We start from the raw sequence: 25,025 nt of genomic DNA, 5'->3' as shown, positions 1-25,025 counted from the left end.
CTCAGTGCCCCATCCCGTAGTCGTCGTCGTTGCTCTGCGGCTGATCGATCTTGATGCTCGGCGTGTAGACCGGGCGCGACGCGCCCACGCGCACGGCATGTGCAGAGCGGCGGTGCGAGCCGCGGGTGCGGGAGGCCCCTGAGTCCTGAGAGATCACGTCGCGCTTGACAACCGAGTCATCGACGGCAATCGCGGCGCTGTCCAGGCTGTGCGTCTCGGCGGAGCCCAGCTGATCGAGCTGCCGGGGCATCTCCGCCCGGGCCTTCCGGGTGCCCGAGGACGCGAACTGCTCGTTCTTCTCGCCGTCGTAGACGCTCTCGCGGTTCTTGGCCGCCTGCACGAGCGCCTCGAAGTCACCGCCGTAGGCCATCCGGTCCATCACGGTGCCCCGCAGCGACGGGTCCTCTTCGAGGTTGCGGATGAGCCCGGTTTTCTGGTCCTCCAGCGCACTGGCCACGCGGGCCACGTAGTCCGGGTTGACCGTGACTCCGAAGCCCTCCTTGGACTCGTAGAACTCGATGAACTGCTTCTCCCACTCCTCGGCCGTGGCCTGGACGGGCTCACCGTCGAGGAACGCCGTGCGCCACTGACCGGGGCCGACGTGTTCGATGCTGCGGCCCCTCCAGAGCTCGCGGCCGGGGCCCTGGAGCATCGCGTACTTGTGCCGGGCCTCGGCGGCGTCGTGCTTGGCCTGCAGGATCGACTGGGTCACCGGGTAGGTGACCTCCAGGACGGCCTTGAGGTCTTCGCCGCGCAGCGCGCGCACGGCGCGCTGGCTGAACGAGCCGCCCAGGCCGGTGCCGTGGGCCTTGATCGCCGTGGCGAACATTGAGGCTTCCTGGTCGGCCTGCGTGATACCGGGCGTGCCCTGCGCATCGCCCAGGTTCCGGGCGTAGTCGGCGAGCTTCTTCTCGCTGCCCTTGGCACCGGTCTCGACGCATACCTCGCGCACGCTCTGCAGGTGCGCCTCGCGGTCCGAGAACGTCAGTGCCGCGCCGAACTCGCCGCGCTGCGCCTGGCGGTACAGCGCGCTCAGCTCCTCCGTCACGACCTGCTGGGCGAGCTTGATGTCCTCCGGCGACTGTGCGCCGGCGAGCGCCTGCAGCCGGAGCCGGTTCGCCTCGCTCCGCGAGCTCTCCAGCTCATCGGCCAGGCCGGCGTCCTTGGAGAGCGCGACCTGGGTGTCCAGCGAGACCTGCATGGCCAGCGGGTGCGAGCCGTCGCCCTTGACCACTCCGGTGTCCAGCAGGTTGGCCGGCACCGAGAGCTTCGCCAGGGCTTCCGCCTTGGCGGCATCGCTGTGCAGCTTCACTACGGCGACGGCGTCGCCGTCGAAGTCGCCGTCGAAGCAGGCGTCCATCACGGGGTTGATCGCGGCACCGGTGAGCCGATCGTCGATCGCGACCCGCATGTAGCGCACGCCGGCGTTACGGAGCACCGGGTCACGCCATACCAGCGCGTGGTCGCCCTCGGCCAGCCCCAGCTGCTCGGCCTTGACCGAGCTGAGTGCAACCTGGTCGACGTCCAGCCGTGGGTCTGAGGTCCACACCATCGTCGCCGAGTCGGTGAGCCGCGAGGCCATCAGCCCGGTTTTGAAGATGTTGTTCTTGCCTGTCAGCACCCGGTTCTGCACGTCGGTCGTGATCGCCTCGAAGGCGCGCTGAGCGCGCGGGACCGACTCGCTCATGCCGCGGCGCACCTCGGCGCGCTTCTCCGCGGACAGACCCTGGCCGTCCAGCTGCTCGGCCATGTAGCGGTAGCGGCAGGCCTCGACGAAGACGTCCTGGTAGCTGCGGGTGTAGTCGTGCGTGACGGAGGACCCGTCCTCGAACTCCTGGCCACTGCGCAGATACGAGGACATCACCGGCAGCTTCCACGAGCTCGCGCTCATCGTCTCGGTCTGCTCACCGGTCGGATACGTGAGTGGGAACGGGATCTCCATGTCGCCGCCGCGGTCGCCGATGAGATTGCCGAAGGATTTGCGCATCGCCGCGGTGTTCAGTCCCGGGAGCTGGCCCTCTTTGCGCGGCTGAGTGCGCAGCAGCTCGGGCATCGGGATGAACCGCCGCTCGGGGCGCTCGTCGAGGTCCTCGGCCTGGCCGACCACCCGCAGCGTGCCGTCAGCCTCCATGTCCATGCCGGTCACCAGGAGGTACTCGCGCAGGTTCGACTCGGCCCCGCTGTTGTGGCCGTAGAACTCGCGCATGATCGCCGGGCAGTCCTGAGACTGCAGCGCCCAGGCCAGCTGCGAGGAGGCCTTACGGCCCTTGCCGGCACGCACCTGCTCGTCGTCGTAGATCTTCGTCTTCTCGTCGACGGCCATGTGGGTGACCACGAAGCGCATCTCGCCCAGGGCACTTGGCCGCAGTTCTCCGTTGGGGGAGCGCAGGTCGGAGACGTTCCCGCTCATCAGCTCGCGCGCCGAGCCCGCGTTGCGCCGGGAGATCAGGCTGAACGGGCTCATCACCACGTCCAGGCCCGGGTTGGCCCGGAACCAGTTGACCTCTTCGACGACATCCTGCTCCTGCGCGTTCTGCAGCGGCATGTCCCGGTCGACGATCAGCGAGATCACGCCCTTGTTGCCGTGCAGATCCGAGATCTTGTCGCCCACGACGAGATCGCGCTCCTGGCCGCCGGCCCCGCGGATGCGGTGGCGCTCGGCGAACTCCTTCGACACCACGATCGGGTCATCAGCCGTCCAGCCGCCGAAGGTCATCAGCGCAGTCTTCGCCGGCGCGGTGACCTCAGAAGACTGCATGATCGTCGAGGCCGTCATCTGCTGGCGGTCGAACGGGTCGTACCGCAGCGTCTCGAGCTCGGGGAGAGCCATGAGCGGCGCACGCTGCCCGGCCACGCTCTCGTCGCCCGGCACGATCCGGCCGTCCGCGTCGACCTGGGCCTGAGTGGTCAGGTACCGCACGATGCCCTGGTTGGTCGCGCCTCCGGTCATCACCGGGTCGAAGTAGCCGCTGGGCGCAGCGACGTTGTTCCGGTCCTTGCCGGTGAGCACCGTCATGTTCCGCCCGCCGGTGAGCCGCCAGGCGTCGAAGCGGTTGTCGTCAGCCGGGTCAGTCCGGTCGCGCTGGGCCCGGTACTCGGCGTAGATCGTCGAGCCGGCCTTGATTTCGTTGGAGTAGCGCACACGGCGCGCCTCGGTCTGCAGGATCGCGGCCGTCCACTCGTCCAGGTGCCCCTTGATTTCGCCGGTGGACTCGTCGAGCTGGTACGTGGTGGCGCGCTCGATGAAGTCGATCGGGTGCTTCGTGCCGTACAACTGCGAGTAGACCGTGTTGAGCGAGGAGGGCTCGCCGGTCTCGCTGCGCCCGGCGATGAGGTCGCCGGCGATCTGGTACTGGATGCGCTCGTGCATGAGCTGCTCGTAGCCGCGCAGGCGCGTGCGTTCCTCGACCGAGGTCGGAGCCTCGCCCGGAGTCTGGGCCGTGATCGTGGCCTCGTAGCCCGGCACGACCAGAGCGTTCTCCCCGCTGGCGAAGGCGGTGGTGATCTCGCCGTACTCGCCGACATCGAAGACCTGGCCGATCTCACCCGAGATCGGCGCCCCCTTGCCGTCACGGCGCAGCTTCTCGCCGCTCCAGCGGATGACGCCCTGCTCGTCGACCAGGATCTCGGAGACCGTCGCCGCGTTGCGCTCGATGTTCTCACGCACGGTGACCCCGATGCGCCGCATGAACGCAGATTCGTGATCGGCGATCGGCACGGAGCGCTCGGCGTCGAAGCGGACGAGCCGGTCCTTGAACCGGGTCGTCTGGAAGGTCGAGCCCATCATCTCGGCAGGCGAGATCCCGCAACGACGCAGCGCCGAGGCAAGGTTGTCGAGGTTCGACCACTGCCCGGTGGGGCTGGTCATGTACCGCGCCACCCGGTCCGGGTTGAAGCGCTGATCGACCCACTCGCCGTCGACGTCGTGGGGCTCCGCCTCCCAGGTCCCGATGAGTTCGAAGGGAACGTCCTCAGCGTGCTGCCGGACCTTCTCGACGGCGGTGCCGCCGTAGACGAGGTTGCCCATCTCGGGCACCTCCTCGGCCTGCAACTCGCCGATCTCCTCCAGCCGTTCCTGGTACATCTCTTCGGTCGCCCCCGGGCGCAGCAGATCGCTGTGCGCGCCGGTGAGCACGTCCCAGTAGGAGCGCTGGATCGCAGCGACCTCAGAGTCAGCCGAGTACTCCGGCGGCTCGATCGCATCCAGCTGTCCGCCGGTTCGCTCCAGCTCGGCCTCAGCACGAGCGATCAGGTCTTCGACGCCAAGAGCTGCCTGCAGATTCTCCCGCGCGCTCTCGACGGCGGCCTTCGCGTAGGCCTCAGCGGGCTCGGCGTCGATGAAGAAGGTCGGCAGGGAGCGGTTCTTCGCGTCCCGGCGCAGCATCACCTTCGACCCGGGCCGGGGACCGGACTCGCCGGGCGCCACGTAGTCGCCGACCACGAACATCGACTCCCGGTCGACGTGGTAGCTGTCGGGCACATCCACCAGCGTGCGGCCACGGCCGCGCTCTTGGTGCGTCGTGCCGGTCTCGCCGGCGGCGTGCCCCGGCAGATCCGTGCGCTCGACGCGGTGGCCCTGGGCGAAGCGCAGCAGCTGAACGGCCTCCGCCGGCGAGGGGGAGTAGACCGCCATGCCGCCGGGGACCCGGTAGTTCGTCGAGTAGCGCAGCACGGTGCCGTTGTCATAGATCCGGGCTCCGGCGTACTCCTCCTGGCGCGTGTCGGTGAGACGGATCTCCATGCCGGTTCCGGCGATCTTCGCCTTGATCTGCCCCGGCTCGCGGTCGCGCATCACCTCGTAGGACACGCCCTGGGCCTTCAGCTCTTCGAGCAGTGCTGCCGAGCGTGCCACGGCGCGCCGGGACATGAAGCGGTTGCGGTCGACACGGTTCGTCTGGGGGTCCCGGCCGCCGTCGACGACCCACTCGCGGACCTGGTCGTACTCCTGCTGGCTCATCTTGTCCATCAGCGCGGTGAGCCCAGCGGCGTCATCGTTCGTCATCGCTCGGCCGGCCTCGAAGGGCTTGCCTTCGTCGTCGATGCGCCAGAGCACCATGTTCCCGCGCCGGGGATCGGACAGGGTCTCCACCTCGCCGCCGGCCACGCGTCCGATCGTCTCGTCCGGCAGGTACACCAGCGCGGTCCCGGCGCGTTTCACGGTCGCGCGTTCGGACCAGTCGGGGTCGTAGGGGCTGATCGGCAGCCGGGCCGTCTTCGGGTCGGCCTGGGCACCGACGCCGGTGGCACGGGTGAACTCCCGCTGCGACTGCTGGTAGCTCTCGTTCTGCGGGGAATGGTCACCGAACTGCGGCTCGTAGTCGGACACCTTCTCCGCGAATGCCTGGTCGATGGCGGTGAGGCAGTCCGTGACGCCCAGCCGCGGGTCGGCCAGCGCGGTGCCCCGCTGTCCGAGGATCTCGTCGACCCGGGCGCGGATCGCCTTGGCCTGGGAGATCGGGATGACCTGTCCGGTCTGATCCCGGGCCTGCTCGACTGCCTTGTAGTAGACGTACTCGTAGAAGTACCTGCGCAGTCCGTGCGCCTTCTTCATGGCTAATCAGCCTCCTGTGGAAGCTCGGGGTTGCATAAGTATGCATAGAGACTACCTTGTCTATCGAAAGGATGTGAGAGGTCATTCGGAAAGGTCGGTGCCGAGGTAATCTCCCTTAGTCGAGAGACGACCCCGGCACTGGTCGTGATCCTTGGCCGGCCCCCAAGTGGCCGTCGGCTACTTCGAGTTCATCTCGATGGCCATGGCCCGGTCGAACCGGCCGTCGGCCAGCACCTCCCAGCTCGGCAGTGAGGCCAGGTACTGGTAGAAGGCCGAGTGGACCTTCACCGTCGCCAGGGACTTCAGGTCCTCCTCGGTGACGTCCTCTTCCGCGAACACCCGCGAGTCCTCGTCGTTCACGTGGCCGTTGATCCGGCGGGCCGCATTGGCGTACGCGTCCGAGCGGATCTGGCTGATGTACGCCTGAGACCCGTCGGCGCTGCGCAGTTCGCCGTCGCCGCCGACCGAGAAGTGCTCGCGATCCTGTTCCAACTCGGTCTGCGCCGACTTGTAGGCCTCGCCGATCTCGATGTCCAGGCTCTTGACCTTCGCCGAGCCGTCGGGGTTGACCAGCATCTCCTTGCTGATCGTCCCCTCGGCGTAGAGCAGACGCTGCCGCTCGGCGCTGACCGCCTGACTCTCGGCGACCGCAACCCCGACCTCGACGTTCTCGATGAACTGGTCCTCGTCGAACATGCTCATCCCCTCGTACTCGTCGGGGTCGACGACCACCGGAGCGTTGGGGTCCCGGCCCTCGTCGACCGTGGTCATCGTCGTGATGACCTCCATGACCTCGTCGGCGTAGACATCCGGGTCCAGGCGCTCGATGTCGACCCCCTGGTAGCCGTAGATCTCCTTGTACTGCGCCTTCGCGTCCGCGGCCTTGACCGCCTGCCGCATGCGCTTCTCCAGCATCCTCACGAAGTCCGGCTGGTTCATCCGCACGTCGAAGTCCATGGCACTGGACAGCGTCGGGACCGTCTGCAGCGAGTACGTGTGCCCCGGATGCTTGATCGTGTTCCCCAGCAGCCGGAACGACATCGGCAGGATCGTCTGGTTGCGGTTCCAGATCGGCGCGTCGCCGGCCCGGAAGACGATCGAGTTGCGCGGCGAGAGGAAGGCCATGTCGTTGTAGCTGATCAGCGGCTCCTCTTTGGCGTTCATCGTGTAGGAGACCCGGCCCTCGGTCTTGCCGCCGATGACCTTGTCGAGATCCTGGCTGATCTGCTTGCTGTCCCGGTACGACCGGTGCGTCTTGCCGCTCATCTTCTCCAGCGTCTCGATCATCGAATCGTCCGTGGACTTGAGGAACACGATGTTCGAGGTGTTGTGCGTCGGGATGAAGTCGTCGGTGATGTAGAGGTGCCGCTCGTCGGCAATGCTGATGCACTGCACCTCGTCATCGCGCACGTACTCGACGCTGACGACACGATTGAATCCGCGTGTACGGTCGCGCCAGCGCTCCGCCTTGCGTGAGAGCAGGAAGGGGTTGATCTCGGGCAGTCGGATGTTCTGCACGCGGTAGGCGTCCCTGGCCTCCTTCGGCGTCGGCTGGTTCGGCGAGGTGTACTTGACGTTCGTCTTGACGTTGATCGCCACACGACCGCCCAAGGAGCGCACGAGCTCCTGGACGTCCTCAGCCAACTCGCGGCTCGCGGAGGTGAACTCCATCTCGCCCTTGCGGCTGATCGTGCCGTCGGTGTCCATGAGACCGCGCAGCAGGTCGGTCCGCTGCTGCACCGAACCGAACAGATAAGCCGCCGGGACCGACTTCTCCCACGAGCGCTTACCCGCGATGCCGAGCTCGCGCAGGTGCTTGCTGACTCCAAGGACGCTGTACGTCGAGCAGTGTCCGTCCTTGACCTTGTGCTCCGAGACCGTGTGGTCGCGACGACGAATCTCCTCCACGATCTCCTCGTCGTTGCACGAGAGCCAGTTGAAACCAGCCTTGCCGATATGCCCGTCCCCGATGAGAGCACCCAGAACGTATGGGTCGATCGGAAGGTCGGCCTCCGTGTAGGCCACCGGCATGATTCGAGGCAGGTCGACCTGACGACCCTTGTCGACGCGCGACTTCAGCTCATCGGTGGTGACGATCTCGGTGACACGCTCGGCGGTCTTGCCGTCATTGCCGCCGACGTACGCCCTTTTGCCGTCCTTGGTTTTCCCTCCCAGGTACTTCACGCTGGACTTCCAGCGCTCGATCTGCCACAGATGCTCGTTGCACGACTCGGCCGAAGAGCCGTCACGCAGGGTGAGCCGGTAAACCGGGCGCACACCTCGCGGATAGACCCCGGTCACCGTGGTGACCGTGCCGAACGGCGTGAGCACCTCGTCGCCGACGTTGATGTCGCCCATGCGCTTCCATCCAGTAGGGACAGCGATGAGAGAGTGAAGCGGGGCAGCATTGCCCTGCACGATCTTGTCGACGCTCTCGCCGTAGACGTCGCGCAGCTGCTGCAGGGTCTGCAGGATGAGCGTGAACTGCTGCTCCTGGCCCAGGCCGATGGAGAGCATCGTCTCGAAGCCGTCGATGCCCTTGCCCTCCGACTGCAGGTTGCCGAGCTCGTCGAGCATGAATCGCGTGCGGTAGAGCGGCTTCTGGTTCGACTTCGTCATGTACGCCTGGTCGGCGCTCACGTCGAACAGCTGCTTGACCAGGATCAGGATCAGCTTCGCGTACTTCATCAGGTGAGGCGGAGTCACCAGGAACAGCGCTTTCGGGGACTCCGAGTAGCGCGACAGTGTCTGCGTGATCGCCCGTGCCTGATACGAGACCTTCTCCGGGTTGCCGCCGCTGGAGAAGTCGAGTTGCGTGTCCGGGTAGAGCGTGTCCCCGGGCTGGAAGGAAAGGATCTTCCCGTTCCGGGTGCCACTCTGACGCACCGGCTTCAGCTCACGCAGCACGCCGTTCTTCACGATCTTCTTGCCCGTCACCGGCTCGACCACGTAGTGCCGGCCGTTGAGCGAGACCTGGTAGCTCTTCGTGAAGCTGAAGTAGAAGGTCCGCACCAGCATCTTCGTCTGCGGGTTGACCAGCTCCAGCTTGAGCCAGGCCTCGTCGCCAGGGAACTTGCCCTTGAAGTTGTACCGGGCCCAACCCTCGCGGCCGACGATCTCCTCGTGCTCGAAGTCCTCACCCAGGTTCTCGGTGAACATCGGGTCCGCGTAGGCCGACCACACGGCCTGCTGACCGACGAGGTGGTCGCGCTTGACGTAGTTCGGCGCGAAGCGCACGCCGAGGCGACGCGGGAAGCTCAGGCCGGCCAGGTCGGTGTTCTGCGAGGGCTTGCCCGAGGTCAGCGTCGAGATCGTGGGGTCGGTGAAGAACGACATGGCGGTGATCGCGATGCCGTACACCGAGGCCAGCATCTTCTCCGCGCCGGCCATCGAGCGCAGCGCGTTGTGGGCGTTGCCCACCAGCGTGCGCATGTTGTTGCGGGGCAGCTCCTCGCTCGCGTTGAAGTACAGGCTGAGCATGTCCTGATCGGCCTTGCCCTCCCACATGAAGGCCTGGGCCGCTGCCTTCTCCTGCTCCTCGGCCAGGGCGTCCTCGTTGTTCTCGAACTCGCCGGCCTTGACCCGCTTTTCCAGCTCGGCCTCAGGGTTCTTGATCTTCTTCGAGCTCATCTGCACGAAGAGCTGGTAGCAGTTGTAGAGCGTGACCTTGCCCCAGAGGTCATCGAGCTTCTGCTCCAGCAGCGCCGGGTCCATATTCAGCACGGCTGCGGCGCTGCGCAGCTCCCGCTCCTCCTCCAGGTAGAAGTCGATGAGTCCGTAGGCCGCGCGCTTGAAGGCGTTGTTGGCGGCATTGGGCCAGACCGGGTCCTCGCCGCCGTCGAGCGGAAAGAAGATCCCAGCGATGTTCTCCACGTACAGCGCGCACTTGGTGAAGTTGCCTTCACGCGCCGCGTCGGCCGCCAGCCCCAGGGGGTTGTAGATGTCGGTCTTCATGGAGTTGATCAGATTGAACTGCACCGGCTCGAAGCCGCGTGTGACCAGGGGCACGTAGTTCTTCACCAGCAACTCGCCCTTGGGGTCGTTGATGACCATGTTCGAGGGCTTCTTCTCCCGCGACCACATGTCGATGACCGGCTCGATGTACGTCTGGCCCTTACCGGCTCGGGTGATGGCCAGCACCATGGTGTTCACCGGCGCGGTATCGACCACGTACGCCCCGGCCGGGCGCTGGACCTCGTACGCCGGGAACGTCCAGTCCTCCTTGATCAGGGCAGCGACGGTCTTGTACGTGTCCGACCCGAAGCCGAGCTTGTCCCGGTTCTTGCCGTCAGGGTTGTACGGGATCCGCGTCGTGTCGTACTTCTGACGCAGCGTCTTGTCATCGGGGAGCCCGGATGCCTCGAACAGCTTGTCACCGAAGTCCTCGTCGATGATCGGCAGGGTCTGCGTCAGCGGATCGCCCTCGTCGTCGTCCATGACCTCGCCGGCGTAATAGACGAGGTTCCCCTCCTCATCGATGACGTCTTTCTTGGCGCGCTGGGCGACCTCGACGGTGCCCAGACCCTTCTTCTTGAGCATCATGTGGCTGAGCATCGAGCTGACCTGCACGCTCGAGTGAGCACCGGCGTCGGGGAACCAGTCGTAGTTCTGCTGGATCTCTTCCGGCAGAGCGATGTGCTGGTCGTTCTGGTACTGGTTGATGTCGCTCGTGGTGTTCATCAGGTTCGCCGCGGCGACCTTCCGCGAGAACCACGTGCCGATGATGAGGGCGACCATCAGACCCGAGCCGAGCGTGATGAAAAGCTTGAACCCTGAGACGTCGGCCAACTGCTCGCCGACCGTCGTCGCGCTCTTCTTGGGCTCAGCCGGCCTCTCGGCGCTGGGCTTGCCGTCCTTGGCCGCGGTGTACCAGCTGGGGACCGGAACAGCCTCAGCGCTGGGGTAGCAGTTCGCCTTCACGTCCGGGTTGCCGTCCTTGGTCAGGGGCCGGTAGCACTTCACGACCGAGCCGCCCGCACCTGTCGTGGTGTCCTGGACGTAGTACGCGCTCGGCTTGCCGGTGCCGCTGCCGGACACACCCGAACCCACGGACGCGCCCACCGAGAGCACCGCCGTGGCGATGAGCGAGTAGAAGACCCAGGCGACGATCGTCACCAGCACGCCGGTCATCACCGCGATGACGATGCCCGGTCTGGTCGACCTCAGGGTCAGGAACGTGCTGCGGTCCAGCTGCTGGTTGTCGTAGACGTCTCGGTTCGTCAGCGTCTCGCCGGGCGTCCGCGCCGAGATCTTGTCCCAGCTGCTCGCCTTCGGCCGTGTTGCCTTCCGCCTGTTCGTGGCCATCGTGATCCCTTACTCTCGAGCCTCGCTCGTTCTGCTGTCCTGCTGTCCAGTGCGCCTGCCTGCGCAGACGACGACGGCGCATGGGGAACGCGCCCCATGCGCCGTCAGATCACCCCGTCGGTCATGACCGGTCCGCTCAACGGGTCAAGACCACCCCGACGATGAAGCCGGCCACGCCCATCAGGAGCGAGAGCGTGACGATCATGACGACGAGGATCTTGTTCGAGCGGCTCTGCATCTCGGAGGCCCGAGCCAGCTCGTTGGCGTAGGACTCCTTGTCGGCCTGCATCTCCGCCAGGCGCACCTCATACCGCCTGGCCACTGAATCCTCGACCGTCGACAGCTGCTGGAGCAGGTCGGTGACCCGCGCCACCTGGGAGTTGGTCTTCCCCTTCTCCAGGTCGAGGTTGTGCTGCCACTCGGCGTCCCGAGCCGTCATCTGCGTGATGGCGTCCTTGCGGTTGCGTTCGAGCTCGTCCTCCATCCGGCGGATCCGGTCGGCGTGCTCAGAGCGCACCGACTCCAGGAAGTCCTGCTGCTCCCGGCGCAGGGCGCCGATCTCGTCCGTGGTCCGCAGGTGCTCGGCCAGCGCCTCGGACTGGGCGATGTCGGCCTTGCGGTTGTCGTCGACGATCCGCTGGATCTCGGACTTCCACTGGTTCAGGCGCTCTTCCTCGGCCGCCAGGTCCTCCGACTGCCGCTCGGCCAGCACCTCGAAGATCCGCGTCTGCCCGGTCTGCATCTTCAGCGTCGCGTCCGAACGCCGGACCCGCAGGATCTCCTGCTGGCTGTGCGCGTGGGTATCCTCGATGTCCCGCTCGATCTCGGCGACGGAGTCGATCTGCTCGCGCTCCATCTTCGAGCGATTGCGCTCCTTGTACTGCAGTTCCGCCGAGAGCGCCGCCTGCTGGGCCACCTTGGAGACCTGCGACTCGTAGTCCTTGGCGATCTCCGCCCGGCGGGCCCGGATCTTCTCATCCTTCTCCGTCTGCCGCTGCTGGTGCTCGGCCTCGGCGGCGTCCTTCAGCAGCTTGTACCGGGAGCCCGCGCGGTCGGTGGCCACATTTCGGATGACCTGCTCGGTGTGCGCCGACATGAGGTTGACGTAGAGCGCACGCAGCTCATCCTCGTGCGCGGAACGGAGCTGCATCAGGTCTGCGTTGGCCTGCCGGTTGAGCTGGGCGACCTGGTCCCCGAGCCACTCCGTCGAGCCCTCGGGCACAGCGATCTGCACGACCGGCGCGCCGATGGCGAAGGTCGCGTTGAACTCATCGAGCCGGACGTCCAGGTCCAGCTCCTCGGAGAGGAACCGGCGGGCGATGACGTCGCGCACCTGGGCCTGATCGGCCAGCACCACAATGTCGCCGGCCTCCTGGTAGTCGCCCTCGACGCCGTAGCCGGCGTCGGTCTCGTCGAAGCCCTCGTAGCCGGCCACCTCGTCGCCGTCGTAGTCCGGCTCCGGCTCGACCGGGACGGTGCCCGCGTCATCGATACCTGCGGCGTCCTCGTCGAACATGAGTGCGTCCGCTCCTTCATCCGCGTTGACGACGTCGCTGAAGAGCGGCTCGTCGTCCAGGCCCTCGTCAGCCCCCTCGACACCGGGGATCTCGTCGAAGATCGCATCCCCCTCGTCCTCCCCGAGGACGGCGGGGACGGGGCCAGTGGCTCCAGCCTCGGCGACCAGGCCGCTGTGCTCTTCCCACGCCTTCTTGCCCACGGCTTCTGCGAGGCTCGTGGTACCCGCAACGACAAAGCGCGCCTGCGCGAAGGTCGCATCGTTCACGAGATCGACGAGCAGATCGCCGCTGGGCTTCTGCCACACGACGGCCCAGGCGTAGGTGGCACCGGTGAGCAGCGAGTACTCCTCCATGCGCGCGAGAGTCTCGTCGGTGGGGATGATGCCGAAGACCTCCTCTTCGAGCATCTCTGCCGTGGCCACCGTGCGGATCTGGTCGGAGCTGATGAGCTCGATGATCGAGCCCTTCGCCTCGTCCCGGCCGTGCCGCTTGCTCAAGCCGCCGATCTCGTCGGCTGCAAGCACGAGCATCACCCAGGCCGTACCGCTGGGAAAGACGAACTGCGTGTTCGACCGCAGCAGCTCGACCGCCGCCGGGATCGCCGTCTCTCTCACCACGGAGGCCAGAAGCTCGTCGGGCTTCTTCTTCCGTTTCTTCTTCTGGCTGACCGCTGCCACTCCCAGAATGCCCATTGATGCTCGATCCCTTCGCTAATAGAGCACAGTTCGCCTGGTTTATGAATATCTTATCGCCGTCCTATCGGAGTAGGCGATCATAGGGCACGGAGGGGCTATTGGTGTACGAGTCAACTCGTTCCCGCTGTCCTCGACCGGTTCATCGCACCGCGCTGACCTCGACGTAGGCGTCGGAACTCAGCAGGTTCTTGTCGTCGCTGACCAGGTCGCCGACGACGTCGATGCGGATCCGTCGTTCCGAGGGGTGCTCGTTGAGGAAGGTCGCCACCGCGGTGGTGACCTCGTCGGTCAGCTTCGCCACAGCCGCACGCGCACCGCCGGCATCAGAGTCCGTGTCGCCCTTGTCCTCGATGAGGTACTGCAGGACCCTCGCATCGACGTCGACCCGCACGTTGTGCTTGACGAACACCTCCTGCACCATCTGGCGCAGCTTCTTCCGCACGATCTTTTGCTGCGTCGGCAACGACAGCGGTTGGAAAGGCACGATCGCGTCGATACGGCCCAGCAGCTCGGGCGGAAACCGGTTGTCGCCCGTCGTCGAGGAGATCGAGCGGCGGATGAGCTTCTCGTACTCCAGCAGCTGCTTGCCCGACCCGGTGTCGTCCGCCGCGTACTGCGCGATGTTCTTGTAGATCTCCGAGCCGGCGTTCGTCGTCAGCACGATGTAGGTGTTGAGGAAGCTCACCTCGCGGTTGTTGTCGTCGTTGAGCCGGCCGTCGTCGAGCACCTGCAGCAGTACGCGCGTGACCATCGCCGAGGCCTTCTCGACCTCATCGAAAAGCAGCACAGCGTGGGAGAGGTCCCACACGCGCTTGGTGAGCTCAGAACGGAACGCCGCGAACGACGAGTCCTCGGCGTACTCCGTCATGTCGAACCGGATGAGGTGCCGCTGGTCGTCACCGAACAGCAGTCGTGCTAGCTGCTTCGTGAGCTCCGTGTTGTGCGTGACCACGAACTGACCAGCCTGGTAGAGGTGCTCCTCGTCGTTGACGTAGATGCACGACGAGCTCTGCTGCTCCGGCAGCTTTTCGATCGACGCGATGCCGACCATGTCGAACTTCTTCACGCGCTTACGACCCGAGGTCTCGATGACCGCCCGCCGTGCGATCTCGTGCTTGCGGGGGAGGGAGAAGAACCGAGCCTTATCCTCGTTGCCGACCTTCACGTGCACGTCGTACTCGACCAGTTCGCGCCCGCCCTCCTTCGTGCGTATCCACGATTTGATCGTGTTTGAGACGCCGAGCGAGAACAGCACCTCCCTAAGGTCCTCCGTGAGCCTCTTGGAGGACGTCGAGTACGAGACGTTGAAGCGGTCGTTCGAGCCGCCGATCGATCCGTCGGTGTCGAAAAGGCCCCGCACCAGCGCCCACCGCTGCTGTACCGATCCGTGTTTGTACCTCTCCGGGATACGGAGCTCTGCCGAGCGCGCACCGATCAGATCGGGAACCGAGGCAAGCACATCCTTCGTCTGGTACAGCGAATCGCGGCGGTCCTCCACCGGGCCAACGCCGACAGGGAAGACCCAGCTGTAGTTGTGCCCGTACGACTTCGGTGCCGATCCCAGCCACTCGCCCACCGTCCACGCGGTGTGGTCGGCGTCGTCCCCGTCAGACGAGAGCGTCAGCTGCGCCTCAGTGAGGCACCCGTTGCCGATGAGGACGCCCAAGACGTACGGGTCGACGTCGAGGTCCTGCTCCGGCCAGTGCACCGGTCCGTTCGCCGGGATGAAGAACTTTAGATGCTCCCGAGAGACGCCAGGGTAGGTCCGCACGACGCCACGCTCGACCATTTCCTGTGTGCTCAGGACCATCGGCGCGACGTCCTTGCCCGCATGCCTCTTCGACCGCTGCTTGGCTGTGTAGACCGCCCACAAGTGCGGTCCTCCAACGTCGAGAGTCCGGCCGTCCCAGAGCGTGACCCGGTAGACGTCCTGCATGCCCTGGGGGAAGTGTCCGAGCACCTCGACCGGGCGACCTTGGCGACCGAACACTCTGTCGCCCGGGACCAGGTCGCCGTGCAGCTTCCAGGTGGTCTCGCCGTCGCTCGAGTAGACAGGAACCTGCGTCGAGTCGATGCAGAATTTCCCCGTTCCCGTCGATCCCGTGAAGAGCATGGACGCCATCGGCTTTCCCTTGTCGTTGAGGTCAGCCACCGACAACTGCAGACGACGCGCCACCGCGCCGGTCGCCCAGTCCTGGCTGAACACCTTGGCGTCCAGCTGCTGCTTGATCTTCGCGCCGTCGACCCGGAATGCGACGTTCACGTTCAGGGACTCCATGAGCACGTCCGAGAGCAGGTCCCGGTCCATCGGCCGGTGCGTCAGCTGATGCCAGCCGACCATGGAGTCGAGCACGAGGATCGACTTGCGCGGCTGGGCGCTGGCCGGCATGTAGCGCTGGGTGTACTCGTAGATCTGCCGGAAGATGTGGTCGTCGTAGAACTCGTCGGCCACGCCGTACCGTTCGGCCATGCCCTGCAGGATCTTGATGGTCGTCGCCTGGTCGGGCGGGTTGAGATTGATGCGCTGCAGGCGCTCGACGAGCGGCTGGTTCGGCGAGATGTGCTTGTGAAACTCCTCGTAGGTCGTCGCCGCGATGATCCTGATGCCTCGGGTTCCCGAAGCCGCGAGGACCGGCTTGATCGCCTCGGCGGCGGCGTCGGAGAGCTGGATGATCTGGTGGAACTCGTCGATGAAGAGCACCAGTTCGCGCTTCTGGTCCTTGACGAAGTCCTCGGCCTCGTCGAAGAATCCCTTGAGCTTCGCGGCCATGTTCTCGGCGTTGCCCGCCTCGGAGATCATGCGCGCCGGGTCCACTTCGAGATAGAGGCGATCCGGGTCCACGAGCATAGTGGCCTGGACCAACGCGGTGTTGTGGGTCGGAACCAAGCCCGCGCCGACGAGGTACATATGCTCGTCGTTGTCGACCTGGATGCACCTGCCGGGTCGAGCCTCTGCGGGCGTGATGTCCACGACGTAGAGGTAGTCCTGAGTGCTGCGCACCGAGTCAGAGATCCGCTCAACCTTGCGGGGGAGTCGGAACACCTGCTGGTCGGTGGTGAAGACCATGCGATGGCGCGGCTGACCCTCGATCCACTCACCCTTGAGGTTCGTGTAGCCGGCAGCCGAAACCAGACGATTGACCTTGATCCCCAGGGAGCGGATCAGCTCGAGTGCGTCGGTCGCCAACCGCTCGTCAGAGAGAGCCAGCGCACAAGTGCCCCGAGCATCAATCGTCCCATCGGTGTCCATCAGGCCCTGCAGGAGCGCTAGACGCTGCTCGATCGAGGAGCGCAGGTAGGTCATCGGGATGTGCTTGGCCTCCAGCACGCCGACCTCACGCAGCACGGTCTTCAAACCGCGGGTGTCGATCGTGTTGTCGCTGTATCCCGCCTTGCTCGCCTCGAACCCAGCTGCCGAGATCTGCCTGATCAGGTGCTGCATGTCCGAGACTTCATCCGGAACTGAGACCGCATCGGACTGAGTCAGACGACCGCTGCCGCGCGAACCATCGCCGAGCCAGGCACCGAGCACGTACGGATCTACCGGCAGATCGACCTGCGGTAGGTCCAGGGCGCGGGTGAGACGGATCGAGAATCGACTACGCCCAGAGCTCGCGAGCCGTACACCCGCATCGACCATCTGCTGAGTGGTCTGGACGGCCTCGCCGACCACACCGCTGGTACCCCAGGACGTACGCCGGAAGACTTGCTCGGACAGAGCCTTGATCGCGATCTCGGTGTTGAACTCGTGCACATGGACGGTTGCAGTCCGCACGCCGCCTTTCCGCGCCTGCTCGCCGGTGCGGGGCACCTTGCGATATTCGACGCCCTGACGCATCAGGTACGTGTGCAGCCGACTGGGCTTCAACCAGGTAACACCTTCGATGCCACTGATCAGCTCGATCAGTTCGGCAGCCGTCGCGTACTCCGGCACCTCGGTCTCAAGCACGGCCAGCAGGGCGGCGCGGCGCGCCTCGACCCGGTCACGTCGAGCCTGGGTGGTGGCCACGTTCGTGTCGTAGGCCGCGGCCCGATCCGCCACCGAGGTCACCAACCACTGGTGATCAGCGCAGGCGGTGATCGTCTGCCCGTCACTGAAGCGTAGGTCGTAGAGAACCGGAGCCTGCTCGACGTTGGAGATGTAGGAGACCCGTGTCGGCTTGCCGTCGCGGCCCAGAACAAGATCGCCGGGCTGCAGATCGCCCATCGTCGACCACCCAGTGGGCGTCGGAACCGGCGTATCCAGGGGAAGCAGCTTGCCCGTGCCCGCCTCGGCCAGCAGAAGCGCATTGCACAGCTCGGGACGGCTCATCGAGGCCAGCAACTGCATCGTCTCGTGCTCACGGCCGACGATGTCACGCTCGGCCTTCTTCAGCGGCTCCGAGAGCTTGGACAGGAGTGGGTAGCGCTCATCGAGCTGTGCCTCGTAAAACATGCCACGCAAGACCTCTCGACTGGACTGAAAATTCAACTGGAAAATCAGTCGAAATCCTATCACGAGTCGCATTCGATAGGACATTGAATGGGGAATGCAAAAGGCCCAGGAGTCCACTCCGGGGCCTTTCGTTCCGTGCACTGGTCGCTGGTCGCTCACCCGCCGTACCCGGGCTCGCTGCCCTCCGGCGTCGGGGGCTGCTCGAACTGGTGGTTGAAGCGCTCACTGGCCGGGGCACTGTTGGGCCCCGCCGTGCCGGCCTTGTCCACCACAGCGCCCATGCGTCCGACCAGGTCCGCGCCGAACGGGGGTGAAGCCTTCGGCGCGTCTGCGGAGGTGATCATCCCGGGAGCAGGAGCTGCCGGCTACCGAGTCTGCGGCTGGCGCTCACGCACCACCGGGTTGAACCGCGCTCCCGGCTCGCCTGATGCCGGATAGCTGTGACGCGGCCCGCCGTGCCTGCTGCGCCGGGCCGCGAGTTCGCACGTGGCCTCCGCCGCCTTGTCAGCATGCTGTTCGACTCCGGGCGCGGCCGGGGACCTCAGCCTCATGCCGGGTCCAACGACGGTGCCGGAGGTGAGATTGATCTTGAACCCTCAGAGGACCCTGGCAGTGGCGCCAGGGTCCTCTGTCGGGGGCTCGTCGCCAAGGGGCGCGTCACTGATCTGTGCAGTGCCAGGACTGCGGAGCTCGCTGGTGAGGCGGGCAATGCGCGACCATGAACTATGTCTCCCTACCAGGTCCTTTGGCTCTTCGCTTTGCTCTTCACGCCTGCAGGGGTTGCCGTCGGCGTCGTCGCGTTCCTCAAGGTTCAACAGGCTCGGCGCCTGCTTCGAGAAGGCACGAGGGCGCGGGGTGTGGTGACCCACCTCGAGCAGACCCGTATCGCACCGGTCTCGGACACCACGAGCACCAGCCGCAGCTCCGGGACCACCGTGTACTACCCAGTCATCGCCTGGAGCACGGGCGACGGCCGAGCTATGGAAACCAGGGCGAACATAGCTCGCCCCAAGAACAGGACCCTCCCCGTCGGTGCCCGCGTCGAGGTCCGCTACGACCCAGCGGATCCGTCGCGCTGGACGCTCCCGGCTGAGGGCAACGGCTTCTGGTGGCTCTTCGTCGCAATCGGCGCGCTATTCGTCGTGATCGGGCTGGGGTTCTTCCTCGGAGCCTTGTCGAGCAGGCTCTGAACCGGCCGAGGGGAACGCCGCAGCCTCCCAGGGTTGAAGAAGGGGCCCCGGCGTCAGATGCCGCGTTCCGGGACTGGGCGCGGACGCGGCCCCGGCGGGGGCGGCCGGTAGCCGGGCGGCGAGGCGAGGTGTTCGCAGGCCCCGCCGTACTCGGGAAACTCGACGCCGGTCTCCTTCTCCAGCGCCGGGAAGAACCGCTTCGCCTCCGGGGACTGGCCGGTGGTCTGCCACCGGTAGCCGGGCCCGTCGGACAGGGCCCGGCGGATCAGTCGGCGGCCGAGTCCCTGGCGCTGGTGCTCGATCGTGATGGAGATCTTGTTGATGCTCCCGACGCGGCAGGCGTCACACACCATCCACACCAGCGTGCCGACGTCGTAGCCCTCGCGGTCGAACATGCGGATGCGGCGGCGCCCGGTTGGACGGCGCGGCGGCCAGTACACGAACCGCACCTCCTGGCGGCGGGTGGTGAACAGCATCCACTGCCAGCGCAGCGGTGAGAGGTATTCGGGCACGGGCGGTGTCACCGGTTTCTCTCCTCGGGGTCTTCGCAGTCGCCAGCGTTCAGCCGACCGCCCGACACTCCTTTGGTAGTCGCGCTGCGGCTGCCGACCTCGAATGTGAGCGTCTGGGACCAGACCAGGTTGTAGAGATCCTTGTACGAACGCTGTGACGGTGTGGTCCGGCCCAGGGATAGGGACTCATGCCCATCGGTCCCGAGTTCGTCGAGCAGGAGTTGAAGCAGTACATGCCCAGGTGCCCGGGCCTGGTACGCCGGATCCATGGCGGTGAGCGCGGAGTACACATTCCGGCCGTGGGCCAGGCAGAGCTGGGCGGCGACCATCTGGGCGTCCACATAGAGCGAGGCGATGAACACGGTGCCGGTGCAGCGTCTGATCACCTCCATCCGTCCGGCGCACGGCTGAGCGACGAGCGATGGGTAGGGGTGTGCCCTCGGTAGGAGAACGGTGGGCAGGCGAGTACGCGGTACGCGTCGTCACCTGGGCCTGTGTGCGGCCCGGTTCTGCCGGCTCAGGGTCGGTACGGTCCGGACCCGCTGGGGTGAGGTGCGGCCGGGTTAGAACCAGCCGGCGGCGATCCAGCCCTTCATGCCGCCGGTGGGGCCGCTGAGGACCTCGCCGTAGTACCACTTGTTGCCGTACTTGTTGATCGTGGAGCACTCCACGTAGAACTCGCCGGCCGAGTCGAGGTGGCCCTTGGTCTTGTAGGCCACGCCCGGGCCGTCATGGATGCCGGGCCATTCGAAGTTGGGACCCCACACGCTGTGCGCCCGGCCGTCCTGGGTGCACGCGCCGGAGCCGACCGCGGACGCGGGCGAGGCCACGGCGGCAACACCGCCGAGCAGGACAGCGGTGGCCGTCGTCTTCATGACGGCGTTGCGGATGGCGGATCGCATGAGAAGAACCCTTCGGTGGAGGTGTTCGTCGAGGTGCGGGGGCCGCTGGAGGCGCGGCCCCCGCCCAGCGCGGCGGACGCGCTGGGGATCTGTGGATCAGCCGTGCGAAGCCGGCTGATCGCACTGACGGGAGCGGCGCCGCGAGTACGTCGAGGCACCCACGGCAGCGAGGCCGACAGCGAGCATTCCGCTTGCGACGACGGTGAGTTCGCCCAGTGACATCCAGGGGCCTTTCGAATCAGGGCTTGACTCGGTCTCGGTCTCAGCCGACCGCCGGCTCACCGACCTCGGCTGCCTGCTCCTGCTTGGCCTCGGGAGCCGGGGCCTGAGCCTGCGACTCCTTGGCCGCCGCCCGTGCCTCGCGGGCGGCGCGCATGGACGCGAACTGGTTGCCCAGCGTCTTGTCGTCGACCTTGAACTCGGAGGCCTCGACGGACTTGGTGTTGACCACCAGGCCAGTGCCGCGCGTCGCGGGCATCACGTTGCCCTTGAAGCCGTAGATGGTGCCGACCTCGTTGCCGTCCTTGTTCAGGATCGGCTCGGTGTTCGGACCCGCGGCCTTGACGATCTCCTCCATCTGACCGATGGAGTACGGAGCGCCGTTGTTGTTGCGGACCTTGCCGTCCTCACCCTGAACCTGATCGGATTTCAGATGCAGGTTCGTCTGCTCCGGACCGCGCGGATCTCGAGCGTCGACCTGGATGTCGGCGTACTGGGACTTGCCGTCCTTGGTGACGCCGTTCTTGTAGATCTTCGCGATGAGGTTGACTCCGGTCATCGCGCCCTTGCCCTTGAGAAGTGCCATGATCTCTTCCCTCCGCTTGTTCCGACTGCCATCTGACAAGTCGGCCGCGATCAGTCACATCGTCCGGACAAGACATTGAGTCCCGCCGAACGCTCTTCACGCTAATACTCTCATAGAGCATTTGACAAGGACGACAACTAGTCTTTCTGTTCGCGTTCAAAGCCGGTCGGAATAGAAGGCGACTGTGGGTCGAATGCGATTCCGGCGTCCGCTGTGGTCACAGCCTGATCGACCTGGGCCTGGGCCCGCACGACGAGGTCGGCGTCCAGTGACGAAGCCTTGGACCGCCGCATCCGCTCGGCCTGCTCGCGCTCGGCGCGCAGCTCCGCGATCCGGGAGCGCAACACAAGCGTGCTGGATTCCTCGTCCGTCTGCTGAGGTGTCAGCTCCCGGGAGACCCGTGTCATCGCCGCGACATCGTCCACCGGCAGATCGGGAATTGCCTCGGCCTGGCCGGACTGGTCCAGGTAGTCCATAGCCGCCAGCAGCAGCCGCCGACGGTCCCTGGTCGTCTCGATGAAGGTCTGGTGTGCGTGCGGCCCGATCTCGACGTCGGTGACGAAGTCGTAGCCCAGGTGGTGCAGGTCCAGGGCCTTGACCTCGTCGAAGTCATACGCGGCACCGGCGACGATTTTGAAGTCCGTGCTGACCGCGTCGGTCTCGGTACTCGCCTGGTCCTCGGCGCTCGACCCCACGCGCAGCACCAGGCCGGAGGAAGCGAGATCAGCCCGCAGGCCGTCCAGCTTCTGGTCATAGGACTGCTTCATCGTCCGGATGCGCGCGTCCAGCACCGCCCGGCCGCGCTTGCCTTCGGTCAGAAGCCGGCCGCCGGGCTGATCGTAGATCGTCCGGCCCAGGTTCTCGGCCTCCTCGGAGTTTTTCATCCGCTGCAGGGAGGCATCCGCGCACAGCGCCATGAGCGAGAGCAGCCGCTGGCCGTAGGTCGCCACGTCCTGCTGCTGCTCGTACCACTGGCTGGCGTCCCCGAGGAAGGGCAGGAAGTGCCGGTACTTGCTCATCAGCCGCCGGTGGAAGTTCTCCTCGAAGCGGTAGAAGTCGTAGAGCGGGCGCGAGTCCTCGGCGGCGACGCCGGCGTTCTCGGCCTGTTCCCACTGGTGTGTGAGGTCGCGGTAGACCCCGGCCTTCTCCCGGTGATGCTGCAGGCGTGAGGCGTAGCTGCGCAATCGGAAGCCGAAGGAGACCAAGTCGGCCTTAGCATTCTCGTCTTCGCCCTGCCGGTCCGCGGCGAGCGCCGCCATCTGCTGGTAGTTCATCCCCATGACTTCGAGCATCGGCGTGCGCACCCGCAGCTCCGACTCCGGCATGGTCCGCAGCATCTGGAAGATGCCGTTGACGGCGCGCTCCATGATCTGCGTACGTCCCTGCTCGACCAGCTTCTGCCATTCCTCCGTGCTCAGAAACTCTTTCGCGCGGCGCTCGTTGGCGTAGTCGACGATGCGTTCCATGGCCCCCGGCATCGGGGACCCGGCACGTTCGAGCTGCTCCTTCACGAGCTCGGTCACCAGCTGGTTCGCCTTGCGCATGCGAGCGTCGTTCGAGCCCGCGCGCCACAGCGTTCGGTCCGCAGGCAGGCAGGCGAGCAGGAACTGCGGCAGAGACTCGGCGCGGATTCGCTCGTGCGTCCACCGCTTGATGAAGGTGGTGACGTTGCGCCGCTCGTAGCCGACGGCACTGGAGAGGTGAGCCACTACCTGCTTCTCGTCGAGCCAGGCATCGACTCCGCGGCGAAGCCGGGACTTGTGCCGGTCCAGCAGCTTGCCGCGCTGTGTGCCGTTCTTCGTCACCTGGCCCCGGCCGCCATCGACCATGGCCAGGTGGCAGTGCACATGCTCGGTGTCGACCTGGATGACCCCGACGTAGCGCAGGTCGTCGAAGCCGCTGGTGCCCGAGCTCATCCGCTCCAGACCGTGCATGATCGCCATGCGCAGCTTCATTTGGTCGATGTGGCCGCGGTAGTCGCCGCGTGCCTCGCAGTGGAAGTCCTGATCGACGATGCGGTGCTTCCTCAGGTACTCCTCGTCGAAGGACAGCACCGTCTTGAGCACGGTCTTGCCGTTCTCGAAGTGCTGTTGGATGTCGTTGCTGGCCGCGCGCAGTTGCTCGTCGGAGAGTGAGACCGAGCCGTAGCCGAAGGCCACGCCGCCGTCGCCCTGGGCCTGGCGTATCTCATGCTTCGCCGCACTCCGCGAGATGCCGGCGCGCTCGACGGCGGACTCCCGCGCCATGTAGCGCATGATGAAGTCGTCGGTGCGCAGGCGCTGGATCGGAGCGAGCGACTCGGTCGCCTGCTCGCGGGCCATGTACCGGGTGACGTAGTCACCCGGCGTCGCACCGCGCGATCCCTTGCCGCCAGGCAGCGGCACACTGAACTCATTGACCACGATGATGTCCTGCTTCAGGCCCATCGTCGCTCTCCTTCCTGTCTCGGTACCGATGCACTACGGCCCCGGCTGCTGCTCGCCAGCAACCGGGGCCGCGCTCGTCATGCCTGATCCGTCCTCAGGACCCCAGGCTCTGCTCACCGTCCTCGCCGACGTCCAGATCGGCCGCACGCTGGGCCACCTGGCGCTTGCGCTCGTCCAGGCTCGGGACGGGCTTGACCTCACGTCGCCGGGACTCCTGCTCCTGCAGCTCCAAGAGATCCAGGTTCAGGTCGCGCTGCGCCTCACGGGCCGGAACCGGGGGAGCGAACGGCTCCTCCTCCTCAGCCGTCTGCAACGCTGCCGCCACGCGCTCCCGGTAGAGGTTCTCCGTGGTGCCCTCGGTGCTCGCGCGCTCAGTCTGGTACTGCTCCCGTTCGGTGGCGATTTCCGCCTCGATCTGCTGCAGACGCGCGCTCATGCCGTCAGCGACCGGCGCTGCCTCAGGCACGGGCGCTCCGACGACCTGCTTGACCTCGGTATCCAGGCCCAGCTCGTCCTCGGTGAACAGCGAGTTGATCGCATCCGAACGTGCCTTCAGCCCGCGTGCATCGACCACGGCCTCAGCCCGCGGTACGCCGTCCTTGGAGTGGTTGGCGAAGTAGCCCGCGAGGTCGTAGCCGCTGGACTCGAGATCGATCTCCAGGCCCCCGATGTCGTGGATCTGGGTGAAGACCACGGGCACATCACCTTCGGTCTGCGCCCCCGACGCAGCGAGGACAAGCATGTCCGCCGTGGCCGGCAGCTCCCACTCGATCCCGGTGACCTGCTCGGGCACTGCGAAGCCGCTCGTGAAGTAGCCCTTGCCGGCGAGCACGACCAGCTGCTGGTCATCGAACTCGTAGAAGGCGTCTACCTTCTCGCCCTGGCCGGGGGAGTAGGTCACCTGCGAGATGCCGAACGGCAGGGCTTTGGCCGGGGTGACCGAGCGCAGCTCGCCCGTCATGTGCAGATAGGGGCGGTAGTTCTCCTCCTTGCCCCGGTGCTTGAGGTCGAGCGATTCGACCATGACGCCGAGCTCGGCGGTCACCCCCTCCAGCCGGTACGTCTCCACTCCCCGTTCACGCAGGACACGGTGGGCCCATACGTCGTTCATCGTCAGTCCTGCGGTGCGCATCACTTGCTCCTCTTGCGGTTGGTCTTGCTCTGGTTGGTGGTCCTGGTCGTGGACTTCGGTGTGACGTCGGCCCCGGTCGCCTCGCCCCGGGCGTCCCGGATCTTCGCGATCATCCGCGTTGCCCAGCGCCACATGCCGCGCATCACGACGATCTCGACCGCGGCGAGCAGCGCGACCAGGAAAAGGAGCGGCATCAGCCACATGGCGATGGTTCCGTCCGCACTGAGCGCACCCCGGGATGCGCCCGACCGCTGGTGCAGCCATGCGCCCAGCAGCGGGATGATGACCACGGCCGTGATGAACGCCAGCAGGTAGTCGGCGAGAAGGACGATGACCCGGAAGAGCCCCGCCCACACCACGACGGAGAACCTGCCGGCCTCCTTCTTCGGGGCCAGACGCCGCCATCCGGTGCGCAGCTTCGAGTCCTTCTGCTCCTTCACGGGCTTCGCCGTGGTCTTCTTCGCTGTCGCGGCCTTGCTCGTCGGGGCAGTCGTCTCGGTCTTCTCCAGGGCCTGGGTCGACATGTTCGTGTCCTTACCTCTCGTCGGGGTCTTCT

General features: G+C 66.1%; 14 protein-coding genes. 2 read left to right on the top strand and 12 right to left on the bottom strand.

Annotated elements, in window-relative coordinates; all coding sequences use genetic code 11:
- Nucleotide 1: 1 nt before the first annotated feature.
- The 5 genes from ACIQCZ_RS33210 to ACIQCZ_RS33190 all read right to left on the bottom strand — a co-directional run bounded on the left by ACIQCZ_RS33210 (nt 2) and on the right by ACIQCZ_RS33190 (nt 17,846).
- Complete coding sequence (locus ACIQCZ_RS33210; protein ID WP_402287949.1) at nt 2-5,551, bottom strand: hypothetical protein; 5,550 nt, start codon at nt 5,549-5,551, stop codon at nt 2-4.
- 177 nt (nt 5,552-5,728) lie between these two features.
- The gene (locus ACIQCZ_RS33205) at nt 5,729-10,855 is read right to left on the bottom strand and encodes a type IV secretory system conjugative DNA transfer family protein (RefSeq protein WP_402287947.1); all 5,127 of its coding nucleotides are present in this window, start codon (nt 10,853-10,855) and stop codon (nt 5,729-5,731) included.
- A gap of 136 nt (nt 10,856-10,991) precedes the next feature.
- Entirely contained in the window at nt 10,992-13,064 is a 2,073-nt protein-coding gene (locus tag ACIQCZ_RS33200) for a hypothetical protein (protein WP_402287945.1), read from the bottom strand.
- A 142-nt stretch (nt 13,065-13,206) separates the two neighbouring features.
- Nucleotides 13,207-17,502: an AAA family ATPase gene (locus ACIQCZ_RS33195; protein WP_402287942.1), complete on the bottom strand. Its 4,296-nt coding sequence runs from the start codon at nt 17,500-17,502 to the stop codon at nt 13,207-13,209.
- Between the two features lie 155 nt (nt 17,503-17,657).
- Nucleotides 17,658-17,846: a hypothetical protein gene (locus tag ACIQCZ_RS33190; protein WP_402287940.1), complete on the bottom strand. Its 189-nt coding sequence runs from the start codon at nt 17,844-17,846 to the stop codon at nt 17,658-17,660.
- A gap of 381 nt (nt 17,847-18,227) precedes the next feature.
- Here ACIQCZ_RS33190 and ACIQCZ_RS33185 point away from each other — a divergent pair, with 381 nt between their 5' ends.
- Nucleotides 18,228-18,692 carry a DUF3592 domain-containing protein gene (locus ACIQCZ_RS33185; protein ID WP_402287938.1) on the top strand — a complete coding sequence of 155 codons (465 nt, stop codon included), beginning with the start codon at nt 18,228-18,230 and terminating at the stop codon, nt 18,690-18,692.
- 53 nt (nt 18,693-18,745) lie between these two features.
- Here the strand turns inward: ACIQCZ_RS33185 and ACIQCZ_RS33180 are convergent, their stop codons facing one another.
- The 3 genes from ACIQCZ_RS33180 to ACIQCZ_RS33170 form a co-directional block, all read right to left on the bottom strand.
- Complete coding sequence (locus ACIQCZ_RS33180; protein WP_402287936.1) at nt 18,746-19,216, bottom strand: hypothetical protein; 471 nt, start codon at nt 19,214-19,216, stop codon at nt 18,746-18,748.
- A complete protein-coding gene (locus tag ACIQCZ_RS33175) occupies nt 19,213-19,596 on the bottom strand; it encodes a GNAT family N-acetyltransferase (protein WP_402287933.1) in 384 nt (127 codons plus the stop codon). The genes ACIQCZ_RS33180 and ACIQCZ_RS33175 overlap by 4 nt, the downstream gene beginning before the upstream one ends.
- Before the next feature lie 171 nt (nt 19,597-19,767).
- Nucleotides 19,768-20,106, bottom strand: coding sequence for a hypothetical protein (locus ACIQCZ_RS33170; protein ID WP_402287932.1), 339 nt, complete (start codon nt 20,104-20,106; stop codon nt 19,768-19,770).
- 15 nt (nt 20,107-20,121) lie between these two features.
- Here ACIQCZ_RS33170 and ACIQCZ_RS33165 point away from each other — a divergent pair, with 15 nt between their 5' ends.
- Nucleotides 20,122-20,325, top strand: coding sequence for a hypothetical protein (locus ACIQCZ_RS33165; protein ID WP_402287930.1), 204 nt, complete (start codon nt 20,122-20,124; stop codon nt 20,323-20,325).
- A 43-nt stretch (nt 20,326-20,368) separates the two neighbouring features.
- Here ACIQCZ_RS33165 and ACIQCZ_RS33160 read toward each other — a convergent pair whose 3' ends face one another.
- The 4 genes from ACIQCZ_RS33160 to ACIQCZ_RS33145 all read right to left on the bottom strand — a co-directional run bounded on the left by ACIQCZ_RS33160 (nt 20,369) and on the right by ACIQCZ_RS33145 (nt 24,993).
- Entirely contained in the window at nt 20,369-20,911 is a 543-nt protein-coding gene (locus ACIQCZ_RS33160) for a hypothetical protein (RefSeq protein ID WP_402287927.1), read from the bottom strand.
- A gap of 137 nt (nt 20,912-21,048) precedes the next feature.
- Complete coding sequence (gene mobL, locus ACIQCZ_RS33155; protein ID WP_402287925.1) at nt 21,049-23,337, bottom strand: relaxase MobL; 2,289 nt, start codon at nt 23,335-23,337, stop codon at nt 21,049-21,051.
- Nucleotides 23,338-23,431: 94 nt separating this feature from the next.
- On the bottom strand, nt 23,432-24,469 hold the full coding sequence (locus ACIQCZ_RS33150) for a hypothetical protein (RefSeq protein WP_402287922.1): 1,038 nt from the start codon (nt 24,467-24,469) through the stop codon (nt 23,432-23,434).
- Complete coding sequence (locus tag ACIQCZ_RS33145; protein ID WP_402287920.1) at nt 24,469-24,993, bottom strand: hypothetical protein; 525 nt, start codon at nt 24,991-24,993, stop codon at nt 24,469-24,471. Before ACIQCZ_RS33145 ends, ACIQCZ_RS33150 begins: the two co-directional genes overlap by 1 nt.
- Between the last annotated feature and the right edge of the window lie 32 nt (nt 24,994-25,025).

This window comes from Streptomyces sp. NPDC093149 (assembly GCF_044754145.1).
GTDB lineage: Bacteria > Actinomycetota > Actinomycetes > Streptomycetales > Streptomycetaceae > Streptomyces.
The sequence above is the reverse complement of the archived record's forward strand: the minus strand, read 5'-3'. Positions and strand labels throughout refer to the sequence as shown.